The following is a 26,432-nucleotide window of genomic DNA, read 5'->3' as shown; positions in this document are numbered from 1 at the left end:
TGCAAATATCAAAGTTCGTGCTTCGCTGATATTGATCCGCCTTCTTTAGGCACAGTGGCTAAGATGAACTAGTCTCAAAAAACGATCATTTACCAATTAATTTCTGTTGCAAATATAAATTGGTTTATCTTGGCCTGGACTTCGGTACCCGGGTATCTGAGGCTTACACATAAAACCGGATCCAGAAAAATGAATACATTGAACACCTTTACGGCAATTGATTTTGAAACGGCGCAGGGGAAAAGAAACAGTATTTGTCAGGTAGGTTTGGTCAGGGTAGAACAGGGAGTGATTGTGAAAAAAATAGTGCTGTTAGTAAAACCCCCCGATAACTATTATTCCTATTATAATATCCAGGTTCATGGTATTACTCCGGCGATGACACGGACATCACCGACCTTTAACCAGGTATGGCCGCTGATCGAACCCTTTATTTGTAATCAAAATCTGGTGGCACATAATAGTTCTTTTGATATAAGCTGTTTAAAGCAGACTTTAGCCTACTACCGGTTGATGGTTCCGGGTTTTAATTCGCATTGTACGTATAAATTGTATGGACAAAAGTTAAACCTGCTTTGCCGAACCTATGGTATCGACCTTCAACATCATGATGCCCTATCAGATGCTATGGCATGTGCGCAATTGTTTATGCGGTATAATAAATTGTAGCCCCGGCATGATGAAACGCTCTAAGCATTTTCTACATGATTGATTCTTTTTGAAATTTCACGGGTGGCTTCATCTAATTCAACTGATGATCTTTTAAGTAAATTTATATACTCAAGTCTTTCCTGCTCATCGTCGGTTTCAAGCATATCTGTTAATGAAAGTATCGAGGCTCCAGGGCGCCTGAAACAATGAGAACTTATCCAGGCTATTTCTCGTAAAGCTCTGTTTTGGTTTTGGATTTTTTCTTCCTTTTCCTTTCGTTCAGTAATTACATTTTCAACAGAAATCATACCGTCAACTTCCCCATTTTCATTAAAAAGGGGTGAAACTGTTATTTCAACCCAATATTCCCTTTTGTCTTTAGTGTAATTCACTAGGTCAGCCGTATAAAATTTGCCTTGCTGAATAGCGGTGACTAATTCTTTTAATACTAAAAAATCCGATTTGGGTCCGAATAAAATTTCAGACGGAGATTTTCCAGCTATTTCTTCAAAAGTAAAACCTGTGAAAAATAAAAAGGATTGATTAACCCATGTTACTAACCCATTTTTATCTAAAATGATCACCATATTATTTATTTTCCCAAGAATATCACCTAATCTCCGGTTTTCCTGATATGCCTTTTCTAAAATGGTGTTATTGATTTCAAGCGCATTATTAAGTTCCTTTTCAATGCAAATAGCTTTTTGAAGTTTTCTTTCATTTTCTACAGCTTCACTAATATCAATTGCCAAAACCATGATGCAATTTCGGTTTCCAAAACGAACTTTATTTGAAATTATTGATACGCTAAATTCTTCCCCGGACTTTTTCCTGTGTCTCCATCTCCCTGAAGTTCTGTGCGTTCCTTTATATTCTGCAATGGCTATATCCAGTAAATCGTGTTCTTCCGGCGGCCGGATATCATAGACGTTCATATTGAGAAACTCGCTCCTTTGATATCCATATTTTGCGAGTGCGGCATCGTTCACTTTGATAATTTCTTTTGTTTCGATATCAAATACCCACATGGGATTAGGGTTGTTGACGAAAAGATAACGATAATATTTTTCGGAGTTGATGAGTTTTTTTTGCTGATAATAAAGCAGCAGAATCAATATTATGGTAGTACTACCTATAAAAATAATCCCTTTCCATGTTTGATAATTTAGCTGCGCCTCGCGTGATAAGCCGCTTGTTAATTTATAAAGGAGCTCATTTCCAACTAAAATCCACAATAAACCTGCTAGTAAATAAATTAACGGAATTTTAAAAAAAGATATATTTATTCTGTTTGAAATCATAAATAAGGGTTCAAATTCTACGGGAAAAGGGAAAAAAAGTTACTGAGATAGGTGTGCGACTTAATGTTTTTTTTAAGCTGCCTCTTTTAGCTTGTTAAATTATAAAGTCCGTGCATCTGTTAAGATTACGAAAAACAAGTAAATCGTTTTATATCATATAATTAGAAATTTGCTTGCGATTAGCCTATCCATTACCTTTATTAAATGAAACCATCATGAGCATACCACTCACAAATAGAAATGAACTTAGCGAAGCGTTCTCTTGAACACCTTACTAAATAAATACCTGTGAAAAATATGCCCGCCTGTTTTTCGGGCAGGCTCATGATAGCTTCATCTCCATTAAAAATAAATTATATTCTGATGAAACATATATCGATCCTGATTCCAAAAGGGGCTATTTTGGGCAGTCTTGAAGGTTCCCGCCAATTGTTTTCACAAGTGAATGAGTTTTTTAAAGCTAAGGGAGCTCCTCCCGTTTTTGATGTGCAATTAGTGGGACTGACAAAAGAAACTTCATTAAGCGGAGGGTCATTTACTGCTCACGCAAATCTGCTCATAGGTGATGTGAAAAAAACAGATCTGATCATTATCCCTGCTCTGGATGGTGAGATTACCGGGGCTATCGAGAATAACCGTGACTTTATTCCATGGATTGTTGAACATTATAAGTCAGGTGCAGAAGTTGCAAGTCTCTGCCTTGGTGCTTTTTTACTGGCATCAACCGGATTATTATCAGGAAGAAAATGTGCTACCCACTGGATGGCAGAAAATGCTTTCAGAAATATGTTTCCGGATGTAACCCTGGTAACCGAAAAAGTTATTACCGACGAAAAGGGAATATATTCAAGCGGCGGGGCCTTTTCTTACCTGAACTTGATTTTATATTTGATAGAAAAATACGCAGGTCGTGAGATTTCTAATCTTGCGGCTAAGGTATTCGCCATCGAAGTAGAACGCGACAATCAATTATCGTTTACGATATTTCAGGGACAAAAAGGACATGAAGATGAAGAGGTGAAAAAGGCCCAGGCTTTTATAGAGCAGAACTTCCACGAGAAAATATCTGTCGATCAGCTGGCATCTATGTTTGCTCTGGGGCGGAGAAACCTGGAACGCAGATTTAAAAAAGCGACTTCAAATACGGTCGTAGAATATATTCAGAGGGTGAAAATAGAAGCCGCTAAGATGAGCCTTGAATCCTCCCGCGAGAATGTAAACGAAGTGATGTATAAGGTCGGGTATACAGATAATAAAGCTTTTCGTACTACTTTTAAAAAATTTACAGGTTTGTCGCCTTTGCAATATAAAGGAAAGTATAACCGGGATCTGAGCTAGGGGGGCGGATCTTTCATCTGCTCAGTCAAAGAGAAGATGTTTTATACTCTAATACCTTGTCTAGATAGCGGCTGGTCACTATTTTCCATTCATTGAGTTCCTCAATAAATTCGGGGATTTCAAGCCTGCTTTTTTGAGCAGTCAGCGTATAAAATTTCATTTTTTCAGGATGCGTATCAGCGCAGGCGTTAAATGTATATCCGAAAGCTTTCCGTTGAATTATAGCATTACTTACTCCAATGCAGTCCTTCAGATGGATAAGATTAACCGGGGCTTTTCCATTTGGGATATTCTTTTTGCCTGCAAAAAACCTTGCCGGATCTCTTCCCGGCCCGATTAACCCTCCGAAACGAAGAATAGTAACAGCAAAGTCCTTTTGATCTTTCAAAATCTTTTCAGCACTTAAAATGGCTTTTCCCGACTCACTGTCTGGCTTTGGTTCTGTATCCTCATCCACCTCCTGGTTATGGTCGCCGTACACACCCGTCGAGCTTATAAATAGTACTTGCTTCACACCTGCTTTTTGAATAGCTGCTTTGATTCGTTGTATCTTAGAAGGATATAGTCCCGCTTCTCCAGAACTGCGTTTCGGCGGAATACTTATGATCAGTAAATCCGATTTAAAAAAATCATCCTGATAACTTTCTGAATCAGATTCAAATTTCACCTGATAGGGTTTTATTCCCTCATCTTCCAGTTTCTTAAACTTATCAATAGATGTTGAAGATCCTTTTACAGTATACCCAGCCTTAACCAGGTTTTCGGCCAGAGCAAAGCCATACCAGCCGCAGCCTAAAATACTTATCGTATGTATATCCAACATGGTTCAAACTTAATAATTCTAATTTACAGATGGATCATGGAAGCTTGGTAAGAAGACTTGTTTTTTCATAGATATCTCATTTTTCTGATTTTAACGACTGTTATTCGATTATAGTAAGATGAATAACGATATTTAAAAAAGACAAAAACTTCTTGTCAAATCTGCATATCAGAATAAAACGTAAGTGTAATGTCGGGAATACACAACATGCAATTTCACTATTTTTCTAACGTTCAAAATTAATATGGAAACCAAAGAGAAGCTTCAGGCAGCTTATATTCAATACGTTTTGACTCATGGCGAGCAGCCTAAATCTGTATACATCTTCGCAAAAGAAAATGATCTTGCCGAAGAAGAGTTTTACAATCATTTCGGCTCGTTTGAAAGCATTGAAGAAATGATTTGGGCGGGATTAATGGTATCAACCATAACCGAAGTGAAAGCCCAGGAAGTATGGAATCAATATTCTTCAAGGGAAAAAGCGCTTAGCCTGTTTTATAGTTTTATTGAATTATTAAAAAGTAAACGCAGCTTTGCTTCTTTCAGTTTAAAACATTCTGAAAAGATAATTGGAACCAGAAAGGTTTTAGTAGGATTAAAAGCGGAATTTGAAGCTTTTGCTGTACAAATTATTCAGGAAGGTATCGAGTCAGGAGAATTAATCGACAGACCGTTTTTCGCAAATAAATACAAAGATGCATTGTGGATGCAGTTTGTTTTTGTACTCAATTTTTGGCTTAAAGACAGCTCTGCAGGATTTGAAAAAACAGATGAAGCGATAGAGAAAGGACTTAATGTTACCTATAATCTTTTTCAGCGTTCACCCATTGATGAGTTGTTTGAATATGGAAAGTTTCTGGCGAAGAATGCCGGTATAAAAATGCCGTTTTAATTATGGACGAAAAACAAGTATCAGAACAAAGCAGTATACCAACCAGTAAGGTTGAGCGCTCTACGCAATTTGTAAAAACCGGCTTCAAAATTGGGGGTAATTACGTTAAACATTATTCGAAAAAACTGTTTAATTCGAACCTTAGCAAAGATGAACTGAATGAAGATAATGCTGCTGATATTTATGAATCATTAAGTAAACTGAAAGGTAGTGCGTTAAAGGTTGCCCAAATGTTAAGTATGGATAAAAATATTCTGCCAAAAGCCTACGTAAGTCAGTTTTCGCAATCTCAATACAATGCACCGCCTCTTTCGGGCCCCCTTATTGTACAGACGTTTCGTAAGTTTTATGGAAAACCTCCGGAAAAAGTTTTCGATAAGTTTAATTTAAAATCAAGTAATGCAGCTTCAATCGGACAAGTGCATCAGGCAGAATTAAATGGTAAAAAACTCGCTGTAAAAATTCAGTATCCCGGCGTCGGAGTTTCTATTTCTTCTGATCTTAAGCTTATTAAACCTTTTGCTTTCCGCTTATTGGGAATGAGCGAAAAGGAGCTCGATATTTATATGCGTGAAGTTGAGGAACGGTTGCTTGAAGAAACGGATTACGAATTGGAAGTAAAACGTTCTATCGAATTTTCAGAGGCCTGTTCTGGTTTGGATAATATTGTTTTTCCTACCTATTATCCTGAACTTTCGAGTAAGCGCACCATTACTATGGACTGGCTTGAAGGCATGCATTTGAAAGAATATTTGCAAACTAAACCGTCACAGGATGACAGAAATCGAATAGGGCAGGCCTTATGGGATTTTTACAATTTCCAGCAGCATGAGTTACGGGCGGTACACGCAGATCCACATCCGGGCAATTTTTTAATTACTTCTGAAGGTAAATTGGGCATAATTGATTTTGGATGTATTAAAGTATTACCTGACGACTTTTATTATCCTTTCTTTTCTCTGACTCAAAATAACTTTTTTGATAATGAAGAAAAAACGCTGCAGGCTTTCAGAGAATTGGAGATGATACAGTTAAAGGATTCTCCCAAACAGGTTGAATTTTATTACGAGATGTATAAGCAGATGATTGGCTTATTTGCCAAACCGTATACCAGCAGTACTTTCGATTTTAGTGAAAAGGAATTTTTTGAAAATATTTACCGATACGGCGAAATGATTTCAAAAATGCCCGAGTTTAAGCAAGCCCGCGGCGTAAAGCATTTTATTTATATCAATCGTACTAACTTTGGTTTGTATAATATTCTTCATGACTTAAATGCGACTGTGAGAACGGATACTTATCGTTTTCATTCTGCAGATTTGGAGGTGTAGATCCTCTGTCCTGGAAAGTTTTAAAAAGGATTCATCGAAAATTAAATGGTCCCATGAGCAACTCTCAGCAATTTTCCGATTCATTTCTTTCAGAAAAAAGATTGAAAGGTGATCCTGCGGCTGAAATTTTTATTCGCCATTGTTTCTCCAATGCTGATTCCCGGTTGTTTTTCTATACCTGGTTAAAACAGCTGGATCAGAATTCAGGACTGAATCAACTTCCTGCAGATTACAGGCAGATATCATTCATTCAAAACTGCATGGTTTTGCCTGCCTGGGCAGATGAAAAACTGATGCGAAAGGGCTCCTCCTTTTTTATTAGACATGCTGAGAAAGTGATGCAGTTATTGGGATTATTATCCTTACCATACTGTTATGCTGCAGCGGATGGCGCTATGGTTTTATATCTGTCGCAAAAATTAACAAATGATGCCGGAAAACGTCTTTCGGATACTGCAGATTTTATCTGGAATGTGATGGCTCCCGATGCTTTTCACGAGGATGGTAAAGGTTTTGCGAATATTCTGAAAATCAGACTTACCCATGCCCTTGCCCGTTATTATACATTAGAAAGCGGACAATGGAATAATGATTTGGGTTTCCCGGTTAATCAGGAGGATATGGCCGGAACCAATTTATCTTTTTCGCTAATTGTTGTACGCGGTCTGCGCAAACTGGGTTTGAGTATTTCGTATGAAGATCAGCTTTCCTTTCTTCATTTATGGAACGTAATAGGCTTTCTCTTAGGGCTGGACGAAGATCTGATTCCCCAAAGTGGCAAATCCGCTAATGTTCTTGAATCCGCTATCCGCGAAAGACATTTCAAACCTTCACTACAGGGCCGGGAGTTGACCAAAGCCTTAACGACTTATTTTAATAGTGTTACACCAGAGAAAGTATCCGCCAAAGATACTTTGCAATTGATGCGTTACTTACTTGAAGATAAAGTGTCGGATATTCTTGATCTGCCGCCTTCATCTGATGTTTTATACTTGCCCTACTTTTTAAAAATCATCAGTAATTTACCTGATTTTAGCTTTGGAACATCCGCTAAAACTCTTTACCAGCAGAAGTACCAGAGTTTTAAAAAGCAGAGTTCAACTAGTTAATTTATTAAATTAGACCCCATTCTGCCTTTATTTCATTAACGAATTCGTTACGTTTACCAAAGAACCATTTTCTTTAATTTAGCTACCAAAATAATTACTCAATGGCCATTTACAAGCTTCAGATTAACGGTCGCGCTTACCAGGCAGATGCGGAACCGGATACACCTTTATTGTGGGTTTTGCGCGATAACCTGCGCTTGGTGGGAACCAAATATGGTTGCGGAATAGGAGCATGTGGTGCCTGTACGGTTCATGTGAATGGCCAGGCTATGAAATCTTGTACACTGCCTGTTGCAGCAATAGGTGCACAAAAAGTTGTCACTATTGAAGGCTTGTCTGCCAATGGCGATCATCCTGTACAGCAGGCCTGGAATGAAATAGATGTGCCACAGTGTGGTTATTGCCAGGCAGGACAGATTATGACGGCGGCGGCATTTTTAAAAACTAACCCGAAACCAACATCAGATCAGATTGATACCGCTATGAATGGAAATATCTGTCGGTGTGGAGCATATCATCGGATTAAAGAAGCAGTTACATTGGCTAGTAATAAAATATAATCATGGCAAAATCAACAAGCAGACGTGATTTCCTGAAAATGGCAGCAACCGCCGGTGGTGGATTGATGCTCGGATTTGACTGGTTTAGTGTAAATGCAGAAGTTCCTTCCGTAATTTCTAAAGCCGCACTGGCTGCCGGAAACGCCGAGTTTAATAGTTACCTGTCTATTTCGAGCACGAATATTATTACCATATTCTCTCCTAATCCTGAGTTGGGACAAAATATAATGACCTCATTTCCGATGGTAGTGGCAGAGGAGCTTGAGGCCGACTGGACAAAGGTAAATGTTGTGCAGGCTGCGTTTGATGCCAAAAAATTTGAGCGTCAGGTTACAGGCGGAAGCGGTGCGATTCCGCATTCCTGGAAAAGGCTCAGAAGGGCAGGAGCGACCGCAAAGCAAATGCTTATCGAGGCAGGCGCCAAACGATGGAATGTGCCTGTTGATGAATGTGCAGCGAGCAATGGAATGATAGTGCATTCCAAATCAGGGAACAAGTTAAGCTTTGGTGAACTTGCAGAAGATGCCTCAAAACTTACTGTTCCTGCTGAGGTAAAGTTAAAAGACCGCAAAGATTTTAAACTGATTGGCACAGCGGTGAAAAACGTTGCCAATAAAGATATTTTAACCGGAAAGCCCTTGTTTGGGATGGATTTCTATCGCGAGGGTATGTTCATTGCCATGATTCAGCGACCTGCCGCTTTCGGAATGAAATTGAAGTCGGTAGATGCTAAAGAGGCGAAGGCTCAGCCGGGTATTATCGATGTGGTAACCTTTAAAAATAATGTGGCTGTGGTTGGGAAATCAACCTGGCAAGTCAACAAAGCAAGAAAGCTTTTAAAAGTTGATTATGAAAAGGATGGTAATTTAGAGAGTACTGCCGACCATGATAAAATATTTGCTGATCTGTTGTTAAACGATTCAAAGGTGCAGGTCAGAAGAAAAGAAGGCGACGTGGATGCTGCTTTTAAAAATGCGGCCAAGATTGTAAAAAGTGAATACCAATGTCCTTTTCTGCCACATAACCCTATGGAACCGATGAACTTCTTTGCTCATGTGCGGCCAGATGGGGTGGAACTGATCGGGCCTACACAAACTCCTGGAAATGCCAGATCCGGCGTTTCGAGATTATTAGGTATTCCTGAGGACAAAATCACCGTAGAAATAACCCGTTTAGGTGGAGGTTTTGGCCGGAGACTGATGACAGATTATGCTCTTGAGGCTGCTGAACTTTCCAGTATGATCAAAGCTCCTGTAAAGGTAATCTGGACCCGGGAAGACGATATGACGGGTGGAAGCTACCGACCCGCTGTTCGTTATCGCTTCGAAGCAGCCCTTGATGATCAGGGTAAAATGATTGGCTATAAACTAAGAGGAGCCGGAATTAATGCCGGAAACCCTACCCGTGAAAATAATTTCCCTTCGGGAGCAGTAGATAATCTTTTGATAGATTCCATAGAGCATAAATCGCCTGTAACTACAGCTCCCTGGAGAGCACCCATTACAAATTTTCTCGGTTATGCCGAACAGGCATTTTTAGATGAAGTTGCCGAGGCTGCAAAGAAAGATCCGATTCAGTTCAGATTAGAGCTTCTTGAAAAAGCAAAAACTTCACCGGCAGGTGCCGTTCGTTATGATATAGACCGTATGATCGGAGTTATCAAACTTGCTTCAGAAAAATCCGGATGGGGAATTAAAAAGAATGTTTCACAAGGTTTTAGTGTTTATTTTTCACACGCATCTTACGTTGCTCAGGTTGCTGATGTGGTTATGAAAGCAGGAAAGCCAGTTGTTCAGAAGATCTATGCAGCTATTGATTGTGGTGAGGTAATTAACATGAGTGGCGCCCGCCAGCAAGTTATGGGAGGAATTGTTGACGGTTTGGGTCATGCGATGTATGGCAGTTTAACCTTTAAAGATGGCGCTCCCGAACAGAGTAACTATAATAAATACCGTTTAATCCGGATGAGAGAGATTCCGGAAATTGAGACCTTTTTTGTAAATAATGGAATTGATCCAACCGGTCTGGGAGAACCGGCACTTCCACCAACAGGTGGCGCGGTGGCGAATGCCATTTTTAAAGCAACAGGAGAACGATTGAAAAGTCAGCCATTTATTCAGCAAGAGATTTTTAAAAGTAAAAAAGCGGTTTAAAAACTTCTTTTAATTTTTTGCAGGGAACGCGACTACAATTGTGTTTTCTGAAGATTAGTATTTATTATTTCTCCGATCTTCCATTCATTTTTTTAGCGGGGTTATTCTTCCGCCTTTATTTAATTGGTCGAAATTTTAAATATCCTTGCAACCTGTTAAATTGGGGTGAAAGAACAAACAATCCAGCATTTAAGAAGTTAATTATCTAGCACTTATCCAAGTTAATTAACGGAAATGAATTTCATAAACTCTAAAAACCCTGACGGAACAGATGTAAATTTATATTATGAAGACTGGGGCACCGGGAACCCTGTAGTTTTTATTCATGGTTGGCCCTTAGATCATCAGATGTGGGAACACCAGATGCGCGTTTTATCGGAAATGGGTTTACGATGCATTGCCTATGATCGCCGGGGTTTTGGTAAATCTGATAAACCCTTTAGCGGCTATGATTACGACACCTTTTCTGATGACTTAAAGGCTGTATTAGATCAACTGGATTTGCAGAATGTAACTTTGGTTGGATTTTCTATGGGAGGAGGAGAGGTGGTGCGTTATTTTAGCCGCCATGGTGGAAATAGAGTTTCAAAAATAGTTTTACTATCTTCTATCGCTCCTTTCACCTTAAAAACCGATGATAATCCTGATGGCGTACCCCAGGAAACCTTGCATGAAATGATTATGAATATTCAGGAGGATCGCCCGGCTTTTCTAACAGGTTTCTCGAAAATGTTTTACGGTGTAAGTGTAATAAGTCATCAGGTTAGCCAGGCCATGCTTGATTGGAACTTATCGGTGGCCATGCAGGCTTCGCCTATAGCTACAGTAGAATGTGTTCATGCCTTTGGAGAAACAGATTTTAGAACCGAAATGCATACAATTAATGTTCCTGCATTGGTGATCCATGGAAATAGCGATAAAATTGTTCCCATTGAAGCCACCGGTGATAAGGCAGCCCGTTTAATCCGTGAAGCTAAATATATTGTTTACGAAGATGCCCCCCATGGTTTGTTTATTACAGATAAGGAACAGTTAAATGCGGATTTGCTGGAGTTTATAGATGCGAAAACGACATCGTCTGTGCAACACTAGAAATCGTGCATTAAAATTTGCTATTCTAAAGCTCATCAGCTATATTTGAATTCATCATGAAACAAAACCAATATAAAATTTCAGTCATTGCGGTCACAGTACTTTTGTATTGACGGGAATTCTATATAAAATATACTGAAAAAGCCCGTCCATTTTGGTCGGGTTTTTTTGTTTGAAAGTTATAATGAGATTATTATGAGCAGACCCGGCACAAACTTAAATACTATGTTCATGGTAGCTTCATCTCCATTAGAAAGACAATTATATTGAATGAAAAATAACACTCTATATATCAATTTATCTGCAGTCATTTCTGTGATGGTCGTGGTAGGTTCAGCCTGTCGGGATAGATTGATTTGAGTTTTTTTTAATCTGAATTCATCAGCCTCCCGCCAAAACCGGGAGGCTTTTTTTTATACCTGATTATTACAATATGAACAGAACAGAAACACATCAATTTCCTTTCTCCCAAAGAGTTCAAAATGTTCCGCAATCATTTATTCGCGAAATCTTGAAAGTAACTTCCAACCCTCATATCGTTTCATTTGCGGGTGGTTTACCCAGCCCATCCTTGTTTCCGGTAAAAGAGCTCGAGGAATGCGCACTAAGGGTGTTTCAACACCATGGAACGCAGGCTCTTCAATACGCTGCAACTGAAGGATACTTTCCCTTAAGGGAATATATCTCGAACAGATACAGGCAACGCTTTAATCTTGAAATATCTCCTGAACAGATTTTAATCACTAACGGATCGCAGCAGGCACTTGATCTGATTGGTAAATTATTTATAAATCCCGGCGATAATCTTATTGTGGAACGTCCCGGATATCTGGGTGCATTACAATGCTTTTCAATGTTTCAGGCTAATATAATGGAAGTGAATTTAGAGAATGATGGGATAAATACACATGAACTTGAAAATACATTATGTAAAAATGATATTAAGTTTTTTTATGGTATCCCTAATTTTCAAAACCCAACAGGCATAAGTTATAGTGCCGAGAAGCGGAAGAAAACAGCAGAGATTTTAGCCCGCCACGGAACTCTGTTTATAGAAGACGATCCTTATGGAGAAATTGCTTTCAACGATGAAATATCAGCACCGGTTTTTTCTCATCTGCCAGATCAAACTATACTTATAGGCTCATTTTCCAAGATCATCGCCCCCGGATTAAGATTGGGTTGGATGGTCGCCAATCATGAAATAATTAAAAAAGCAATTATTTTAAAGCAAGCAACCGACCTGCATTCAGGTAATTTAGCTCAATTCATTTTGTATGAATTTTTAAGCAGATACAACCTCGACAATCATATCGAGGGGATCAGAAAAAGGTATAAACAACAATGTAAAGTGATGCTCGATGCGATTTATCATAACTTCCCTTTTTCTGTAAGCTGTACCCGGCCGATGGGGGGAATGTTTTGCTGGCTTACCTTGCCGAAGGGTTTAAGCTCAAGAAAGTTGTTGCAGAGGGCGCTGAAAGAAGATATTATCTTTGTTCCTGGCGATACTTTTTATGCCTCGAACCCGGATACTCAAACCTTGCGCTTAAATTTTTCAAATGTTGAAGAGGATATCATGGTAGAATCACTAAAAAAGCTGGGGAACATGATTTGATCCAAAAGTGTAAACTGATAAGTATCAAGTTGCGGGCTGACCATAAATGTCCTTAATAATGACTGTAATCCTTCTCTTTATCAATGGAATAGAAAATTTCCTGAACGAATAGAATATAGCTTATAGATTCTTTGAATTTCCAAAGCTATAGATTTGGTTTGTTGCTTAAATAAATACCAGAAAATTCAGGATTTTCTGGTATTTAAAATAAAGGAGGATATTTATGTGTTTTTCAGCAAGTGCCAGTTTTATTGCAAGTACAGCCCTTTTTGGCGGAGGTGTAGCTTCTATAAAACAAACATCCAGAGCGGCACAGGTTCCTTTTGCAGTCATTCCATTAATGTTCTCGATTCAGCAACTTTCAGAAGGGTTTGTATGGCTTTCACTTACCAATTCTGATTATTCGGCCTTTGAAAAGCCTTCAACATATGTGTTCATGTTTTTTGCCCAGGTTATCTGGCCCTCACTTGTTCCATTATCAATTTATTTTCTTGAAGAAAATCCTCTAAGAAAAAAGATACTATTAATACTCCTGGGAATCGGAGCAGCGGTTTCAATCTACGTGACGTATAGTCTTTTGTTTTATTCTGTTAAAGCGAGCATCAGTTCGCATCATATCGTTTATTATAGTTATTTTCCTCATCAGAAAGGCCTGGTAGCTTCTGTGGTTTACTTACTTCCAACAGTTGTCCCTCCTTTTATATCCGGTATTAAAAAAATGAACGTTCTGGGTATGATCATTATAATTTCTTTAGTGGTAACCAAATTGTTTTTCTCCAGATATCTTGTTTCTGTTTGGTGTTACTTTGCCGCCATTATAAGTCTGATTGTATTTTATATTATAAAAGAGTTGAGGGCGAATTATTTCAGGAGCTTAAAGGTGTCCCTATAGAAACGTATGGTCTTTATTGGCCTTTTTTCATTTGTTTTTCTTGTTCCTTTGCCTCATTTTCCTTCATCCTGAATTTTACTATTTCTTTGATCAATTCAATTGGAAGCGGTTCGCTAATCGGAAATTGAACAGACCCTTTCGCCGACTTGTATACAGATAGTTTCTGCTTGAACTTCTCTATACCGGAGGATCCCGGATAAAACCCAATATGGTTTTTGTAGCCCGCAAAGTGAACCAGATTCCCTTTTAATTTAAATGTTGGAATGGCGTAACTTATAACTTCCTCGGCCTCGGGAGCAGAACTTTTAATAGTTGCCCTCAGCTGTTTTAAAAGAATTTGAGTTTCAGCCGGAAATCCGGAAATATACTTGTCGATATCATTTGTTTCTGATGTTATCATGTCAGTGTTCGTTTACAAAGCTTGACTGCTATTAATATACTAAATAGCAGTCAATATTGATTTACCTGAATTTTTAAGGTTAAATACCTCACTTACTCATTGGTTCGTGCTCTGGTCCAACATGTGAAATCACACGGACGGCAGAGTTTTTATTTTGTTTCGTCAAAGAACGGTCTAATCTTCATTCAATTTTATCTTACCTATGAAAAACTACTTAACAATTAATAGCTTCGCATTTCTTTTAAAGAGGTGGAAAAAACCAAGATTGTTGATTCTGTCTAACATTTAACTCTTTAATTGGTTGATACTTTCAAAGTATCATATATTAGGCTCGTTTAGCATGCACAAAATTAATGAAACAAAAAGGTGAGGAATTGGCGGCCACTCTGAATGAAGTTAAAAAACCTGGTAAGCTTAGCCGGATGTTTTTAACTCTTTATGATGTGGGTCAATTTGTAGTAAGGTTTTTTAAAGAAGGTTTTTTACCCCCTTATGAAGGCAGGGAGCTGATCAATCAATGCTATAATATAGGTTACAGATCATTGTTGCTGATATCGACCACCGGTTTAATTACCGGCATGGTTTTTACAAAACAATCAAGGCCATCTCTGGCAGAATTTGGTGCAACGTCATGGTTACCCTCTTTAGTGGCTATTGCTTTACTGCGAACACTTGCGCCTTTATTAACCGCCTTAATTGCTGCGGGTAAGGTAGGCTCAAGTATCGGCGCAGAGCTGGGTTCTATGCGGGTAACCGAACAGATTGATGCGATGGAAGTATCAGCAACAAATCCGTTCAAGTTTCTGGTATCTACTAGGGTATTAGCTTCGACTATCACAATTCCAATTCTGACATTTTATACAGCATTGGTGGGGATGTTCGGGGCCCTGTTAAATGTGTCTTTAAGCGAAGGCACCAGCGCTAAAGCCTTCTTTCAATCTTCATTGGAATCTATTACGTTTTTAGATATTACGGCGTCAACTATTAAGGCAATTATTTTTGGCTTTACCATTGGCATAGTTGGGTGCTATCAGGGATATAATTCCTCCAAAGGAACAGAAGGAGTGGGTAAGGCAGCCAACTCTGCGGTGGTTATCGGGATGTTCCTGATTTTTTTAGAGGAAGTAATCTCTGTACAGTTTTTCTCTTTATTCAGATAATATGCAACAAAGGGAGGATATTGCAAAAAAACGGGTAATTGAAATCAAAGGATTAAATAAATCCTTTGGGACGCTCGATGTGTTAAAAGATGTTGATCTCGATTTATATAAAGGAGAAAACCTGGTGGTTTTGGGCAAGTCGGGGAGTGGCAAATCGGTATTGATAAAAATCATTGTAGGTCTGTTAAAACCTGATAGCGGAGAGGTAATGGTTCTGGGTAAGCATGTTGATTCGATCAGTTATAAAGAGCTGCTCGAATTACGCTTGAAAGTTGGGTTTTCTTTTCAAAACAGCGCCCTTTATGATAGTATGACTGTTCGCGAGAATCTGGAATTTCCTCTGGTACGGAATCAGCGAAAGCTAACAAGAAAGGAAATAAATCATACTGTTGAAGAGATTTTGGATGCTGTTGGTTTGTTGCAAACTTTACATCAAATGCCATCGGAGCTTTCCGGCGGACAAAGAAAACGGATAGGTATTGCCAGAACTCTCATTTTGCAGCCCGAGATTATGCTATATGATGAACCAACTGCCGGATTGGACCCAATCACCTGTATTGAAATTAATAATTTGATTAATGAAGTGCAGGAGCGATTTCACACCAGTTCTATTGTAATTACCCACGATTTAACCTGTGCTAAAATGGTGGGCAACCGCATGGCCATGTTGCTCGAGGGTAAGTTTGAACGTCAAGGTACATTTGATGAGGTTTTTGATACCAGCGATGAGCGTGTTAAGCCTTTTCACGATTATAATTTTATTGATTAATTATTATGCAAGTAACAGACAACCGCCGAAAAATAACGGTAGGAATATTTATACTTATAGGTTTAGTGATTTTTGTTGTAGGCGTTTTTACCCTTGGAAGTCAGAAAAAAGCTTTTATAAAAAGTTTCTCCGTAAATGTGGTCTTTGATGATATTCAGGGGCTTAAATCAGGAGATAACGTATGGTTCTCGGGCGTTAAGATTGGAACTATAAAGAAGATTCAGTTTTATGGAAATTCGCAGGTTCAGGTATTTATGAATATTGAAGAACAGGCTCATCAATATATTCACAAAGACGCCTCTGCGAGTATTAGTTCTGATGGATTAATTGGAAATAAAATTATTGTGATTACCGGGGGGAACCCCAAATTTCCTTTTATCGAGGAGGGGGATAGAATCCGGGTTAATAAAACCTTATCCACCGACGAAATAATGAAAACCCTGCAGGTGAATAACAGGAACCTTGTTGACATAACAACAGATTTTAAAACGCTGTCATCCAACCTTGTTTCCGGGAAGGGTGCTGCAGGAGCCTTATTATCGGATGAAGAACTGGCACTTAATTTTAAAAGCATTGTTTCGAATCTGCAAAACACTACAGTTGCCGCTAATAAAATGGCTTCCGAACTAAATAGATTTGGACAAACGTTAAACGCTAAAGGTGGCTTAACTAACAAAATGCTTACAGATACAGTAATATTTTCAAGGCTCCAGGCTTCAGTAAATGAGTTTCAAAAGGCAGCGGCATCTGCATCCGAATTAACTGAAAACCTTAACAAAGCATCTGGAAAATTAAGCCAGAATGACAACGCAGCCGGTATGTTGTTAAATGATCAGCAAACTGCTGAGCAATTAAAGCGCATTATGCAAAACCTTGAAGGAAGCAGTCAGAAATTGGATGAAAATTTAAAGGCCTTGCAAAGTAATTTCCTCCTCAGAGGATATTTCAAAAAGAAGGAAAAGGTATCGGCCGAGTAAAAATATGTTTGGTTCTTGAATGACCATCGATAGATTAATTGATAATAAAAACCACCATCTCCCGAAACGGCTGATGGTGGTTTTTGCATTTAGGCACCTAATGGGAAGTTAAGTAAGAAACGCATACCATCCGGAGTAATACCTTCAATTCTGGCAATACCGCTTTTAGAAGTAGCCAGGGCAGCATCCAGATCATTTATGCTGTTTACTGGCCGTCCGTTAACCTGGGTAATTATGGTGTTTCTTGATAAACCGTATCGTTCAAAAAAACTATCTCTTTCTACCGAAGTTATCACCAATCCTGATTTTAAACTATAATATTGCTTTGCTGAGTTGGGTAAAGGTGAAAAGCTAGCGCCAAGTTTGCTGCGCAATGATGATCCTGTAGTATTTCTGGCGATTGTTTCCGTAGCCTCCAATCCTTTCAATGTTACGCTGGTATTGGATGTTCGTCCATTTCTGAAATAAGAAAGATCCACTTTATCACCTGGCCGATGCCTGGCGATACGCTCTGAAAATTCAGCAGAGGAGGTAACTCTTATGCCATCGATGCTTTGAATTATATCACCTTCTTTTAATCCCGCTACTGCTGCCGCACTACCACTCTGAACCGCAGTAATGTAAACCCCCTTGACTGCTCCGGGGTTTATTCCCTGCTTGCGTAATAATTCATCTTCTGTGGCGGGAGCTGGAAAACTAACGCCAAGATAACCTCGCCTGACTTCTCCAAAGCTTCGAAGGTCGTTAATTATTTTGCGGGCCAGGTTAATTGGAATTGCAAAGCCATAACCTGCATAACTTCCTGTTTGAGAGGCAATGGCTGCGTTTATTCCAATTAGCTGTCCTGTAGAATTTACTAAAGCTCCCCCGCTGTTGCCCGGATTTATTGCCGCATCAGTTTGAATAAAGGATTCGATCGCATTACTGGCACCCGGCGTTCCTGCAGGATTACCCTGACGCGGCTGATCCAAAATTCCGATGCTCCGTCCTTTCGCGCTAATAATACCGGCTGTAACAGTAGAGTTTAGCGATAACGGATATCCCACAGCAAGAACCCATTCCCCCACCTGAACCTGGTCAGAATTCCCTAGCGCGATAACGGGTAAGCTACTGGCTTCTACTTTTATTAGGGCAAGATCTGTACTCGGATCCCGGCCTATAAGTCTCCCGGTAAATGATCTTCTGTCTGGTAACACCACCTCGATTGCAGAAGCATTTTCAACGACATGATTGTTTGTGACAATATAGCCGTCTGCTGAGATTAAAACCCCCGAACCGGATGCCCTGACCGGTGTATTTGACCGTGGAGAGCCGAATAATTCTTCCAGAGTGTTTTGAGAGCCGTTCGATGAGGCATAAGTGGTTTTTATATGAACCACTGCTGGTGTTACTGAAGCAGCTGCCTGCACGAAATCTGGTGCGGGAGCCGAGGCCATTTCGGAGCTGTAGTTTATCAAACTAATTTTGTTGCTTAGGTTTTGTTCTGGGAGGAGAGGGTCTGGAGTCCTTTCACTATTATCCAGATACCTGTATCCGCCAATAGAAACTGCGGCTGAAACCATCGCAGTGGCAAGCATTAAGACGGTGTTCTTCATGACTTCATTATTAAGTTATTGTCTTTAATAATGAAAGTAAATAAGAAGATGAAAAGTTTTTTTTAATGGTAGGTGGGATAGCTTTTTTGGTACTCTGTTGATATTCAGTGATCTGCAAGGATAATTGACAGGTTTATAAAATAATAATGCCCGATATTTTGCTATCGGGCATTATTATTTTTAAGATATAATATTTTTAAAAAATGCTATTCATTTGGTAAGCCAAAGCGATCTTTGATTTATCAAACTCTATCGTTCTGTCTATTCTGGTTAAATAATCAGAGGTTTCTGAATAGAACTTTTGAATGTAATTTCTATATTCGTCACTATTGTTTTTAGGCAGTTTTGCTATAATATAACTTTGAAATAAAGCATAATCAACTACCGAATCTTTCCAGTCGCGATATTGTGCGTGTCCTCTGTGTACTCCAATAGCTGAAGTAGGTCTTTTGCCAGCAACCTTCATTCCGAACAAATTGTGATTTTCTTTAAAGATATCTGATGTAAAGTTTCCGGTTTCAAGTCTTGCTTGCGCAAGTACAGTCTCAGGATACTTAATTCTTAATTCTCTCATAAATGAAAGTAAAGCTTCTTCAGAAAATTCCTCAGTTTTCAATTTTTTTGAATTTACTTCTGTAGCATTAACCCCCGAAACAGGAGAGAAATAATGACCGATGCCATAGCTTATGGAAATGATTAAAGCATAGTAAAAGAATTTTTTTCTGTTGACTTTTTTTAGACCTTCAAATTTTTTCATAAGTTTTTTTTAATAAATCCTTTAAATTTTCAAATATATTGCGGCATACAATATGTCTGATTTGATTGTTTGAAGACTTAAACGGGCTGGATTTTTATTTATTTCAATAAAAAACAGGACGGCTTATGAGGATTTTTATCGATAGGTCACTTTTCAGAAGAGGGCAACTCCTACGTTTTTAACCTGTTTTTTTATGCTCAGCGTACTCTAAAGCGGATTTCTGAATGCTTTGGAAACTGTGCGGGAAATAGGATTTATGTTATTTTCTATGCATGCTTTTTAGTCCAAAAAAGACAAAACAATTACAAAGTGTCTGGAATTTAGGCTATTACGGGTCAATGGTAAATAGAGCTCATGGCTTCTTATATCTCTTCCATACCCGAAACCAGTCTTTATTAGCGGGATAATTTCTATGACTGGTTATGTTGTTGAAAATTAAAGCAATTATCAGCAGGATAATAACCCCGCTTAAAACCGGATTAAGCACATACATATAACTCAGGTTCTGAATTTTCGCCGAGCCGATGTTTGCAATCAGTGCTGTGGCGCCTCCGGGAGGATGAAGTGTTTTGGTTATTTGCATCAGCACTATAGAAATAGACACCGCTAAAGCAGAAGATAACCATAGCTCGTTAGGTATTAATTTATGTATGGTAACACCGATTATTGCGGAAATAATATGTCCTCCTACAAGATTTCTTGGTTGGGCAAGCGGACTGTTGATCATTCCATAAATTAGTACTGACGATGCTCCAAAAGAACCTATCAGGAACAGATTATCAGATGAGCTCCATTGAAAGGTATTCAGAATGCCGATAAGTCCAATACCAAAAAATGAACCGGTGAAAGTCCAGAAATGCTCTTTAAAATCTATTAATGTTTCTTTGTAAAAAATATAGCGTGCTCTCCTGGCGTGTCTCTTTAATCGTTTTCTCATCCGCTGCAAAAATAAAATCCATTTACGATTTGTTAACAAACTCTTTAGAATTTATTTCTGTTATTAGTTTTACAAAATGAAATTTGAGATGAATCATGATCCGTTCAGGGGAAGATTATTTGAAATGCGATTGATTGATATTTATAATAAATATTCATGGTTAGCTGATGAATTATCCCAGAAGGAATTTATAAAACTTTTTCCGGTTAAATATAAAAACAGCAAACCTCTTTTGCCGGACAGGCCTGCCCATGTCGATTTAGACAAACAAATATTTCTGGATGTTCTGGTTGCTTTCAGGCAGTCCTTTAATTAATAAATGATTTAAGATTTTTAAGAACTATTCTTTATTTAGGCTGTTAAGTAAAATATCAAATGAATTAGCACATACACTTTCAATTATCACAATACTTTATTCATCACAAAAATAAAATGCTATGAAAAATTACAAGGAATTATTACAGGATGCAGAATCATTATTTAAAGATGTTACACATAGAAACTCGCGCCATAGCGACGATACGGGTAAGCTTCTTGCAGCTGCGGTTATTGGCTTAGCCGTAGGAGGAATTTTGGGTATTCTGTTTGCTCCATCAGCAGGTTCTCAAACAAGAAGTACTATTGCCGATTCTGTTGGTGAATTAAGTGGTACAGTACGCGAGAAAGCACGAGTAGGCATCGACAAGCTTAATGATTTAAAAAATCAGGCAGTTGATACTGTCCGTACTAAAGTAAATGGTTCTGTAGAAACAGAAACCGCGGTTTAATCAGATTCTAGATTTTAAACAAGAAAGTCCGCATTTTAGCGGACTTTCTTGTTTAATGGATTCAGTAAAGAAGAAGCTTTTCTGAAAGGTTTCCCAATATTTTTGACCTGATTTTAATTGTTTAATGGATATTGAAAAACTTCGTGAATATTGCCTTAATAAAAAAGGAGTGACAGAATCCTTTCCTTTTGACACAGATACACTTGTTTTTAAGGTAGGAGGTAAGATGTTTCTGCTAACTAATTTGCAAAATCCGGTAAGCTTTAATGCCAAATGCAATCCGGAAAGAGCAATAGCTTTGAGGGAAGAATTTGAAGAAATCGTTCCGGGATATCATATGAGTAAAATACATTGGAACACTGTTAGTATGACAGGTCGTTTAAGTGATATACAGTTAACCGGCATGATAGATCATTCTTATGATTTAGTCTGCAAAGGTTTATCGAAAAAAGTTAAAGAGGAATTAAATTTATGCTTATGAATTGGAAAGAAAAAAATGATCAGCTGGTTAGGGAATTTGAATTCAAAAATTTTTCAGACGCCTGGGCTTTTATGACTAAAGTCGCTTTGGCTGCAGAAAAAATGGATCATCATCCGGAATGGTCTAATGTGTACAATAAGGTTAGTATAAAGTTAAGTACCCATAGCGCCGGGAATACCGTCACACAAAAGGATAAAGACCTGGCTAAAATTATTGATGCCTTGTTATAATGTTCTATCTGGTAAATTTTAGGGGAAACCTTTTCTGCTTGGATATTGTATTTTTTTAAAAGTAAATGGAATGAAAAAATTAGTTGCTAAGACAAGCACCACTATTCATGCGCCGGTACATAATGTATGGCAAGCCTTAACCGATCCCAAACTGATTAAGCAGTACTTATTTGGAACCAATACAGTTTCTGATTGGAGGGAAGGGAGCAGTATTACCTATTCCGGAGAATGGGAAGGAAAATCCTATCAGGATAAAGGAAAAATTGTAAAAATGATACCGGATAAGTTGTTGCATACCACTTATTTAAGCTCTATGAGTAATAAAGAAGATAAGCCGGAAAACTATGCTAATGTTATATATGAAATAGAACCGCAAAATAACGGGTCTCTGGTAACAATTACTCAGGATAATATTGAAAACGAAGAACAGGTCGAGCATATGAAACAGAATTGGAATATGGTTCTGTCCGGTATGAAAAAAATGCTCGAAGATGGATCCGCTTCCTAAATTATCTTAACCGATTGTCCTGTTTCATTACTTTTTTTTATGGCCTCGATAACCTTCATGTTATTTACGCCATCTTCCAGTGGGGTTGGCACATTAGTGTAATCCAAAATAGCCTTCGAAAATATCTCAGCCTGAAGAGTATACTGATTATACGGTTCAAATAATATCTCTTCTTTGTTATGGTTGCGCTGTAACCAAATCCGGCTCTTTTCATTAGGCGGAATATTTACAGGAATTTCTATCTCAATTATTCCTTCGGTGCCATAAATCCTGAAGCTTTGGGATGGTGTTAATTGTGTTGAACAGGTGAATACAGATTTGCATATGCCGAAATCCATTATAGCGGATGCCAGAAAGTCAATTTCCATTTGAGGATCATATTCAATATTACCTAATACAGAAACCGGTTCCTTGCCTAAAATAAACCGTGATTGAGAAATGCAATAACATCCGATATCCATTAAGCTACCTCCCCCCAGTTCCTTTTTGTTTCGAATATTATTGGAATCAGTATTATAATAGGAGAAAAATGCCTGAATTGCACGCACAGAACCAATAGTTCCATCATCTACCAATTTCTTAACAAACAGCCACTGTGGATGAAAACGATACATAAAGGCCTCCATCACTTTTAAATGAGGATATTGCCTGGTGGCATCAAGTAATTGCTGAGCTTCGGCGGCACTAAGTGCAATGGGTTTTTCACACAACACATGTTTGCCGGCTTTTAAAGCTTTCAGTGTCCAGGGTACATGCAAGTGATTGGGGAGAGGGATATAAACCGCATCAATGGCCGGGTCACTAAGTAGTTCTTCGTAAGAGCCAAAAGCCTTTTCGATATTTAATTGTTCTGCGGCCGCCCTGGCGAATTCCGGATTTCTTGATGCGATAGCTGTTATCTCACAATTCTTACCAGCTTGCATAGCCGGAATTACTTTTTCCAGTCCTATTTTGGCTGTACTAAGAATACCCCATCTTATTTTTTTCATAATCTTCAGAAATTCAAACTTAAAATAAATTGTCCTAACATCAACTAAGTTTAAAGGTGGCTATTATGTTTTGCTTACCTTCGTTCCTTTTAATCTTCATGTTAGAAATTTTATTCCGCGATGAGAACTTAATAGCAATCAATAAACCTCATGGTTTATTAGTTCATCGTTCGCCAATTGCCATGGATGCTCAGGAATTTGCTCTGCAAATGTTACGGGATCAAATAAACCATTGGGTTAACCCGGTGCACAGACTCGACAGAAAGACAGGAGGGATTTTACTGTTTGCTCTTAATAAGGAGGCGGAGATTTTAATGCATCAGTTATTTGCGGAGAATTTAGTTTCCAAAAAGTACCTGGCGATTGTTCGCGGGTTTACACCCGATAATGAGGATATTGATTATCCGTTAAGGAAAGAGAATGGCGTTTTACAGGAAGCTTTCACTTCATACCGCACGTTGAAAAGGGCAGAAATCGGCCTTGCCTTAGGTGCGCATCAAACCTCACGGTATTCACTGGTCGAAGCCACTCCTCAAACTGGTCGTATGCACCAGTTAAGAAAACATTTTGCCCACGTTAATCATCCTATTATTGGCGACAGACCCCATGGCTGCAATAAACAAAATAAATTATTTAAAGAAAAATGGGAGATGACTACCATGCTACTTCATGCTTCTGAACTTTCATTTAAACATCCCTTAACCGAAAAAGACATCACGATCAAAGCACAATTAAACGATGAATTTAAGAGAGTCATGGACTTAATGAAATGGTGATTTCTATCCGGCGTCTTTAACAGGGGAGCAGTCTATTGCCTCACCTATTTTTTTTAATAAATCTTCCTTGAGGCCTCCATCAGATCCCTGGTCCCATCCGTGCTCAGTTTTTCTAAGAATGTGTATTTTATCATCCATACTGACCTCCCAAATCGGAAGATCCATGTAAAGGGCAGGCTTTACATTTATATTTTGAATACGATTGTCGATTTCTAATGTTATTAATAATTCCATTGTATATAATAATGTATCAGAAAAATTGCTGAACCAATTTATATGTTATAACATAAAATTAGCTCTGTTGTTCATTGATTATGCAGTTTTATCAATGTTTTTAAAGTTAATCATCTGATTATTAGTGTATTGAAATGTGGAATAGGATGCTGATTAAATGCGGGGGAATCTGCTAACATTTTGAACTAGCTTGCATTAATTAATTGTCTTTCAATCCGTCTTAATAATGTTGCAGGAATAAATGGCTTTGATACCACATCATTTGCTCCACATTCAATAATGGTATTATAGATGTCTGCAGAACCTGATATCACAATTACCGGGATATGACTGGTCAAAGGATTTTGTTTTATTGATTTGCAAATCTCTTTACCATCGGCATGTTCCAAAAATAGATCTAGCAGAATCACATCAGGCTCAAAATCTTTTAAAATATCAAAAATATTTACTGCATCAGGCGCGTCTTTTACCTCATACCCCGCATCTAATAGAAGTATTTTAATGCTTTCTCGGACGTCGTCTTCATCTTCTACTAAAACTATCTTTTTTTGTAGGTCCTTTGCTGGAAATATACTCATAACAACACTATTACAAAGTTTATAGAATATTGTTTTTTCCGAACATTCTTCTTTTCAAGGCTTATTTTTTTAATTAAAATTTTCAATTTATAAAAGTGTAATTATTGTTTTAAGAGATGTTTTTTGCCTATTTGCTGTACTTTTGAATCATCTCCTTGTTGATAGAGGAGCATCATTTATATGTATAGATTAGTTATTTTAATAATTCTCTTTTTTTTCTCTTTACTGACACTTTTTAAAGCGCCAACCTATCATTTATGGCTTATTGCAATTACAGTTACAGAGTTTTCATTGCTATTCTGCTGCTTTACTATTCTTATTTTATTTTCTGGGTTTGGGGTCAATAGATATAGTTTCGCTGGTACGATTACAGGGGTGATTGCGCTAATACTGTATTTGAGTCCTGTTCTAAAAGCATATTTTATTTCTAAAGATCTTAGAACCGGTATTTACGCTGAGTTCGGCACCAATATGCAAACGGACAAAGCGCCGTTTAATCTCTTAGGAATGTTTACCAGTATTAATAATACAAGTATCCCTTCAAAAAAGCTTTCCTATATAGCCTATCCCGATAAAATTCTGACGCTGGACTTTTATCCGGCCAGGGACGCTGGTAAACGTCCATGTGTAATAGTGATACATGGAGGTTCATGGAAAAGCGGGGATAATAAGCAATTGCCGGAATTGAATTCTTACCTGGCCACCTCGGGCTATCATGTAGCTGCAATAAATTATCGACTTGCACCCGACTATCAAAACCCATTGCCAGTTGATGACGTGAAGGCCGCAATCCGTTATCTTAAAGACCATGCTGATAAACTTAAAATTGATAGTGGAAATTTTGTCTTATTGGGCAGGTCTGCAGGAGCTCAAATCGCTTTATTAGCCGCATATACTTTAAAAATACCTGAAATAAAAGGTGTGATTGATTTTTATGGGCCTGCTGATATGGTTTGGGGATATTCTGTGCCCTCGAGCCCCCTGGTAATGAATTCACGGAAAGTCATGGAAGATTATCTGGGAGGAACATATCATGATGTGCCTGATAATTATGCAGCCAGCTCTCCGCTTAACTATGTATCTGCGGCCTCTGTTCCAACATTAATAATTCATGGTGAAAATGATGTTTTGGTGGCCTACGAACATAGTTTACGATTGCAGCGTAAATTAAATGAAAAAGGTGTTAAAAATTATTTTCTATCAATTCCCTGGGCAACTCATGGCTTTGATTATACGATAAACGGGCCCGGTGGCCAGTTGTCTACCTTTGCTGTATTCAGCTTTTTAAACAGTGTTACAATAAATTGAATAGGCTTCAGAGGAGGGTTAAATATGTAGCCGGTTTCAAACAGTTGAATATAACTTTATTGATTCGGGATTGTTTTTGCTTTTTTTTGCTTTTTCTGCATTATTAAACAGTTCATGTAGGAGCTCAAAACAAGCTCAGGGTCAATAGTTTGAAGAGGAGGATTAAATGTGAAGATTTTACAGATGGCTTGAAAATCCCCTGGGAG

At 38.3% G+C, this 26,432-nt stretch carries 29 protein-coding genes; 20 read left to right on the top strand and 9 right to left on the bottom strand.

Going from position 1 to position 26,432, the window contains the following annotated elements:
• Positions 1-189: 189 nt before the first annotated feature.
• A complete protein-coding gene (locus WG906_RS00775; RefSeq protein WP_339990605.1) occupies positions 190-669 on the top strand; it encodes a 3'-5' exonuclease in 480 nt (159 codons plus the stop codon).
• A gap of 20 nt (positions 670-689) precedes the next feature.
• Here WG906_RS00775 and WG906_RS00770 read toward each other — a convergent pair whose 3' ends face one another.
• Complete coding sequence (locus WG906_RS00770; RefSeq protein ID WP_339990604.1) at positions 690-1,952, bottom strand: PAS domain-containing protein; 1,263 nt, start codon at positions 1,950-1,952, stop codon at positions 690-692.
• A 363-nt stretch (positions 1,953-2,315) separates the two neighbouring features.
• Here WG906_RS00770 and WG906_RS00765 point away from each other — a divergent pair, with 363 nt between their 5' ends.
• Positions 2,316-3,290, top strand: a complete 975-nt coding sequence (locus WG906_RS00765; protein WP_339990603.1) for a GlxA family transcriptional regulator — start codon at positions 2,316-2,318, stop codon at positions 3,288-3,290.
• Positions 3,291-3,315: 25 nt separating this feature from the next.
• On the opposite strand, the gene WG906_RS00760 is transcribed toward WG906_RS00765, so the two are convergent.
• A complete protein-coding gene (locus WG906_RS00760; protein WP_339990602.1) occupies positions 3,316-4,113 on the bottom strand; it encodes an SDR family oxidoreductase in 798 nt (265 codons plus the stop codon).
• A gap of 244 nt (positions 4,114-4,357) precedes the next feature.
• Between WG906_RS00760 and WG906_RS00755 the strand changes: the two genes are divergently transcribed.
• The 8 genes from WG906_RS00755 (at position 4,358) to WG906_RS00720 (ending at position 13,760) form a co-directional block, all read left to right on the top strand.
• A complete protein-coding gene (locus WG906_RS00755; RefSeq protein WP_339990601.1) occupies positions 4,358-5,005 on the top strand; it encodes a TetR/AcrR family transcriptional regulator in 648 nt (215 codons plus the stop codon).
• Between the two features lie 2 nt (positions 5,006-5,007).
• Complete coding sequence (locus tag WG906_RS00750) at positions 5,008-6,336, top strand: ABC1 kinase family protein (RefSeq protein WP_339990600.1); 1,329 nt, start codon at positions 5,008-5,010, stop codon at positions 6,334-6,336.
• A 53-nt stretch (positions 6,337-6,389) separates the two neighbouring features.
• Entirely contained in the window at positions 6,390-7,445 is a 1,056-nt protein-coding gene (locus tag WG906_RS00745) for an oxygenase MpaB family protein (protein ID WP_339990599.1), read from the top strand.
• Positions 7,446-7,546: 101 nt separating this feature from the next.
• Positions 7,547-8,005 carry a (2Fe-2S)-binding protein gene (locus WG906_RS00740; protein WP_339990598.1) on the top strand — a complete coding sequence of 153 codons (459 nt, stop codon included), beginning with the start codon at positions 7,547-7,549 and terminating at the stop codon, positions 8,003-8,005.
• A gap of 2 nt (positions 8,006-8,007) precedes the next feature.
• A complete protein-coding gene (locus WG906_RS00735) occupies positions 8,008-10,158 on the top strand; it encodes a xanthine dehydrogenase family protein molybdopterin-binding subunit (protein WP_339990597.1) in 2,151 nt (716 codons plus the stop codon).
• A gap of 234 nt (positions 10,159-10,392) precedes the next feature.
• Entirely contained in the window at positions 10,393-11,250 is an 858-nt protein-coding gene (locus WG906_RS00730) for an alpha/beta fold hydrolase (protein WP_339990596.1), read from the top strand.
• A gap of 433 nt (positions 11,251-11,683) precedes the next feature.
• Positions 11,684-12,868 carry an aminotransferase-like domain-containing protein gene (locus tag WG906_RS00725; protein WP_339990595.1) on the top strand — a complete coding sequence of 395 codons (1,185 nt, stop codon included), beginning with the start codon at positions 11,684-11,686 and terminating at the stop codon, positions 12,866-12,868.
• A 223-nt stretch (positions 12,869-13,091) separates the two neighbouring features.
• A complete protein-coding gene (locus WG906_RS00720; protein WP_339990594.1) occupies positions 13,092-13,760 on the top strand; it encodes a DUF6629 family protein in 669 nt (222 codons plus the stop codon).
• A gap of 13 nt (positions 13,761-13,773) precedes the next feature.
• Here WG906_RS00720 and WG906_RS00715 read toward each other — a convergent pair whose 3' ends face one another.
• Positions 13,774-14,160 (bottom strand): iron chaperone, encoded by a 387-nt coding sequence (locus tag WG906_RS00715; RefSeq protein WP_339990593.1) that lies wholly within the window; start codon positions 14,158-14,160, stop codon positions 13,774-13,776.
• Between the two features lie 353 nt (positions 14,161-14,513).
• Here WG906_RS00715 and WG906_RS00710 point away from each other — a divergent pair, with 353 nt between their 5' ends.
• From WG906_RS00710 to WG906_RS00700, 3 genes are read left to right on the top strand one after another with little or no spacing between them, the layout of a single operon-like run.
• Positions 14,514-15,320, top strand: a complete 807-nt coding sequence (locus WG906_RS00710; protein WP_339990592.1) for an MlaE family ABC transporter permease — start codon at positions 14,514-14,516, stop codon at positions 15,318-15,320.
• Position 15,321: 1 nt separating this feature from the next.
• A complete protein-coding gene (locus WG906_RS00705) occupies positions 15,322-16,089 on the top strand; it encodes an ABC transporter ATP-binding protein (RefSeq protein ID WP_339990591.1) in 768 nt (255 codons plus the stop codon).
• 5 nt (positions 16,090-16,094) lie between these two features.
• Positions 16,095-17,066, top strand: a complete 972-nt coding sequence (locus tag WG906_RS00700) for an MlaD family protein (protein ID WP_339990590.1) — start codon at positions 16,095-16,097, stop codon at positions 17,064-17,066.
• A gap of 89 nt (positions 17,067-17,155) precedes the next feature.
• On the opposite strand, the gene WG906_RS00695 is transcribed toward WG906_RS00700, so the two are convergent.
• From WG906_RS00695 to WG906_RS00685, 3 genes are all read right to left on the bottom strand, one after another.
• Positions 17,156-18,661: a trypsin-like peptidase domain-containing protein gene (locus WG906_RS00695; protein ID WP_339990589.1), complete on the bottom strand. Its 1,506-nt coding sequence runs from the start codon at positions 18,659-18,661 to the stop codon at positions 17,156-17,158.
• Between the two features lie 196 nt (positions 18,662-18,857).
• Positions 18,858-19,418 (bottom strand): glucosaminidase domain-containing protein, encoded by a 561-nt coding sequence (locus tag WG906_RS00690; protein WP_339990588.1) that lies wholly within the window; start codon positions 19,416-19,418, stop codon positions 18,858-18,860.
• 352 nt (positions 19,419-19,770) lie between these two features.
• Positions 19,771-20,355 (bottom strand): HPP family protein, encoded by a 585-nt coding sequence (locus WG906_RS00685; protein ID WP_339990587.1) that lies wholly within the window; start codon positions 20,353-20,355, stop codon positions 19,771-19,773.
• A gap of 76 nt (positions 20,356-20,431) precedes the next feature.
• Between WG906_RS00685 and WG906_RS00680 the strand changes: the two genes are divergently transcribed.
• The 5 genes from WG906_RS00680 to WG906_RS00660 all read left to right on the top strand — a co-directional run bounded on the left by WG906_RS00680 (position 20,432) and on the right by WG906_RS00660 (position 22,341).
• A complete protein-coding gene (locus WG906_RS00680; RefSeq protein WP_339990586.1) occupies positions 20,432-20,671 on the top strand; it encodes a hypothetical protein in 240 nt (79 codons plus the stop codon).
• A 121-nt stretch (positions 20,672-20,792) separates the two neighbouring features.
• Positions 20,793-21,122 (top strand): YtxH domain-containing protein, encoded by a 330-nt coding sequence (locus WG906_RS00675; RefSeq protein ID WP_339990585.1) that lies wholly within the window; start codon positions 20,793-20,795, stop codon positions 21,120-21,122.
• 124 nt (positions 21,123-21,246) lie between these two features.
• Positions 21,247-21,603: an MmcQ/YjbR family DNA-binding protein gene (locus WG906_RS00670; RefSeq protein ID WP_339990584.1), complete on the top strand. Its 357-nt coding sequence runs from the start codon at positions 21,247-21,249 to the stop codon at positions 21,601-21,603.
• The gene (locus WG906_RS00665) at positions 21,600-21,833 is read left to right on the top strand and encodes a 4a-hydroxytetrahydrobiopterin dehydratase (protein ID WP_339990583.1); all 234 of its coding nucleotides are present in this window, start codon (positions 21,600-21,602) and stop codon (positions 21,831-21,833) included. Before WG906_RS00670 ends, WG906_RS00665 begins: the two co-directional genes overlap by 4 nt.
• Positions 21,834-21,903: 70 nt before the next feature.
• Positions 21,904-22,341: an SRPBCC family protein gene (locus tag WG906_RS00660; RefSeq protein WP_339990582.1), complete on the top strand. Its 438-nt coding sequence runs from the start codon at positions 21,904-21,906 to the stop codon at positions 22,339-22,341.
• On the opposite strand, the gene WG906_RS00655 is transcribed toward WG906_RS00660, so the two are convergent.
• On the bottom strand, positions 22,338-23,330 hold the full coding sequence (locus WG906_RS00655) for a Gfo/Idh/MocA family protein (RefSeq protein WP_339990581.1): 993 nt from the start codon (positions 23,328-23,330) through the stop codon (positions 22,338-22,340). The two genes, WG906_RS00660 and WG906_RS00655, sit on opposite strands and share 4 nt — an antisense overlap.
• Positions 23,331-23,428: 98 nt before the next feature.
• Here WG906_RS00655 and WG906_RS00650 point away from each other — a divergent pair, with 98 nt between their 5' ends.
• Positions 23,429-24,106 (top strand): pseudouridine synthase, encoded by a 678-nt coding sequence (locus WG906_RS00650; protein WP_339990580.1) that lies wholly within the window; start codon positions 23,429-23,431, stop codon positions 24,104-24,106.
• A 3-nt stretch (positions 24,107-24,109) separates the two neighbouring features.
• Here WG906_RS00650 and WG906_RS00645 read toward each other — a convergent pair whose 3' ends face one another.
• Together WG906_RS00645 and WG906_RS00640 are read right to left on the bottom strand one after the other, a co-directional pair.
• On the bottom strand, positions 24,110-24,340 hold the full coding sequence (locus tag WG906_RS00645; protein WP_339990579.1) for a hypothetical protein: 231 nt from the start codon (positions 24,338-24,340) through the stop codon (positions 24,110-24,112).
• Between the two features lie 185 nt (positions 24,341-24,525).
• The gene (locus tag WG906_RS00640; RefSeq protein WP_339990578.1) at positions 24,526-24,918 is read right to left on the bottom strand and encodes a response regulator; all 393 of its coding nucleotides are present in this window, start codon (positions 24,916-24,918) and stop codon (positions 24,526-24,528) included.
• A gap of 180 nt (positions 24,919-25,098) precedes the next feature.
• On the opposite strand from WG906_RS00640, the gene WG906_RS00635 reads away from it, so the two are divergent.
• Complete coding sequence (locus tag WG906_RS00635; RefSeq protein ID WP_339990577.1) at positions 25,099-26,226, top strand: alpha/beta hydrolase fold domain-containing protein; 1,128 nt, start codon at positions 25,099-25,101, stop codon at positions 26,224-26,226.
• Positions 26,227-26,432: the final 206 nt, after the last annotated feature.

The sequence above is a fragment of the Pedobacter superstes genome (genome assembly GCF_037622515.1).
GTDB lineage: Bacteria > Bacteroidota > Bacteroidia > Sphingobacteriales > Sphingobacteriaceae > Paradesertivirga > Paradesertivirga superstes.
The sequence above is the reverse complement of the archived record's forward strand: the minus strand, read 5'-3'. Positions and strand labels throughout refer to the sequence as shown.

What these genes read in the sequence shown, in the direction of transcription:
- WG906_RS00775 (WP_339990605.1), top strand. Translation starts at nt 190, where the DNA reads ATGAATACATTGAACACCTTTACGGCAATTGATTTTGAAACGGCGCAG.
- WG906_RS00770 (WP_339990604.1), bottom strand. Translation starts at nt 1,952, where the DNA reads ATGATTTCAAACAGAATAAATATATCTTTTTTTAAAATTCCGTTAATT.
- WG906_RS00765 (WP_339990603.1), top strand. Translation starts at nt 2,316, where the DNA reads ATGAAACATATATCGATCCTGATTCCAAAAGGGGCTATTTTGGGCAGT.
- WG906_RS00760 (WP_339990602.1), bottom strand. Translation starts at nt 4,113, where the DNA reads ATGTTGGATATACATACGATAAGTATTTTAGGCTGCGGCTGGTATGGC.
- WG906_RS00755 (WP_339990601.1), top strand. Translation starts at nt 4,358, where the DNA reads ATGGAAACCAAAGAGAAGCTTCAGGCAGCTTATATTCAATACGTTTTG.
- WG906_RS00750 (WP_339990600.1), top strand. Translation starts at nt 5,008, where the DNA reads ATGGACGAAAAACAAGTATCAGAACAAAGCAGTATACCAACCAGTAAG.
- WG906_RS00745 (WP_339990599.1), top strand. Translation starts at nt 6,390, where the DNA reads ATGAGCAACTCTCAGCAATTTTCCGATTCATTTCTTTCAGAAAAAAGA.
- WG906_RS00740 (WP_339990598.1), top strand. Translation starts at nt 7,547, where the DNA reads ATGGCCATTTACAAGCTTCAGATTAACGGTCGCGCTTACCAGGCAGAT.
- WG906_RS00735 (WP_339990597.1), top strand. Translation starts at nt 8,008, where the DNA reads ATGGCAAAATCAACAAGCAGACGTGATTTCCTGAAAATGGCAGCAACC.
- WG906_RS00730 (WP_339990596.1), top strand. Translation starts at nt 10,393, where the DNA reads ATGAATTTCATAAACTCTAAAAACCCTGACGGAACAGATGTAAATTTA.
- WG906_RS00725 (WP_339990595.1), top strand. Translation starts at nt 11,684, where the DNA reads ATGAACAGAACAGAAACACATCAATTTCCTTTCTCCCAAAGAGTTCAA.
- WG906_RS00720 (WP_339990594.1), top strand. Translation starts at nt 13,092, where the DNA reads ATGTGTTTTTCAGCAAGTGCCAGTTTTATTGCAAGTACAGCCCTTTTT.
- WG906_RS00715 (WP_339990593.1), bottom strand. Translation starts at nt 14,160, where the DNA reads ATGATAACATCAGAAACAAATGATATCGACAAGTATATTTCCGGATTT.
- WG906_RS00710 (WP_339990592.1), top strand. Translation starts at nt 14,514, where the DNA reads ATGAAACAAAAAGGTGAGGAATTGGCGGCCACTCTGAATGAAGTTAAA.
- WG906_RS00705 (WP_339990591.1), top strand. Translation starts at nt 15,322, where the DNA reads ATGCAACAAAGGGAGGATATTGCAAAAAAACGGGTAATTGAAATCAAA.
- WG906_RS00700 (WP_339990590.1), top strand. Translation starts at nt 16,095, where the DNA reads ATGCAAGTAACAGACAACCGCCGAAAAATAACGGTAGGAATATTTATA.
- WG906_RS00695 (WP_339990589.1), bottom strand. Translation starts at nt 18,661, where the DNA reads ATGAAGAACACCGTCTTAATGCTTGCCACTGCGATGGTTTCAGCCGCA.
- WG906_RS00690 (WP_339990588.1), bottom strand. Translation starts at nt 19,418, where the DNA reads ATGAAAAAATTTGAAGGTCTAAAAAAAGTCAACAGAAAAAAATTCTTT.
- WG906_RS00685 (WP_339990587.1), bottom strand. Translation starts at nt 20,355, where the DNA reads ATGAGAAAACGATTAAAGAGACACGCCAGGAGAGCACGCTATATTTTT.
- WG906_RS00680 (WP_339990586.1), top strand. Translation starts at nt 20,432, where the DNA reads ATGAAATTTGAGATGAATCATGATCCGTTCAGGGGAAGATTATTTGAA.
- WG906_RS00675 (WP_339990585.1), top strand. Translation starts at nt 20,793, where the DNA reads ATGAAAAATTACAAGGAATTATTACAGGATGCAGAATCATTATTTAAA.
- WG906_RS00670 (WP_339990584.1), top strand. Translation starts at nt 21,247, where the DNA reads ATGGATATTGAAAAACTTCGTGAATATTGCCTTAATAAAAAAGGAGTG.
- WG906_RS00665 (WP_339990583.1), top strand. Translation starts at nt 21,600, where the DNA reads ATGAATTGGAAAGAAAAAAATGATCAGCTGGTTAGGGAATTTGAATTC.
- WG906_RS00660 (WP_339990582.1), top strand. Translation starts at nt 21,904, where the DNA reads ATGAAAAAATTAGTTGCTAAGACAAGCACCACTATTCATGCGCCGGTA.
- WG906_RS00655 (WP_339990581.1), bottom strand. Translation starts at nt 23,330, where the DNA reads ATGAAAAAAATAAGATGGGGTATTCTTAGTACAGCCAAAATAGGACTG.
- WG906_RS00650 (WP_339990580.1), top strand. Translation starts at nt 23,429, where the DNA reads ATGTTAGAAATTTTATTCCGCGATGAGAACTTAATAGCAATCAATAAA.
- WG906_RS00645 (WP_339990579.1), bottom strand. Translation starts at nt 24,340, where the DNA reads ATGGAATTATTAATAACATTAGAAATCGACAATCGTATTCAAAATATA.
- WG906_RS00640 (WP_339990578.1), bottom strand. Translation starts at nt 24,918, where the DNA reads ATGAGTATATTTCCAGCAAAGGACCTACAAAAAAAGATAGTTTTAGTA.
- WG906_RS00635 (WP_339990577.1), top strand. Translation starts at nt 25,099, where the DNA reads ATGTATAGATTAGTTATTTTAATAATTCTCTTTTTTTTCTCTTTACTG.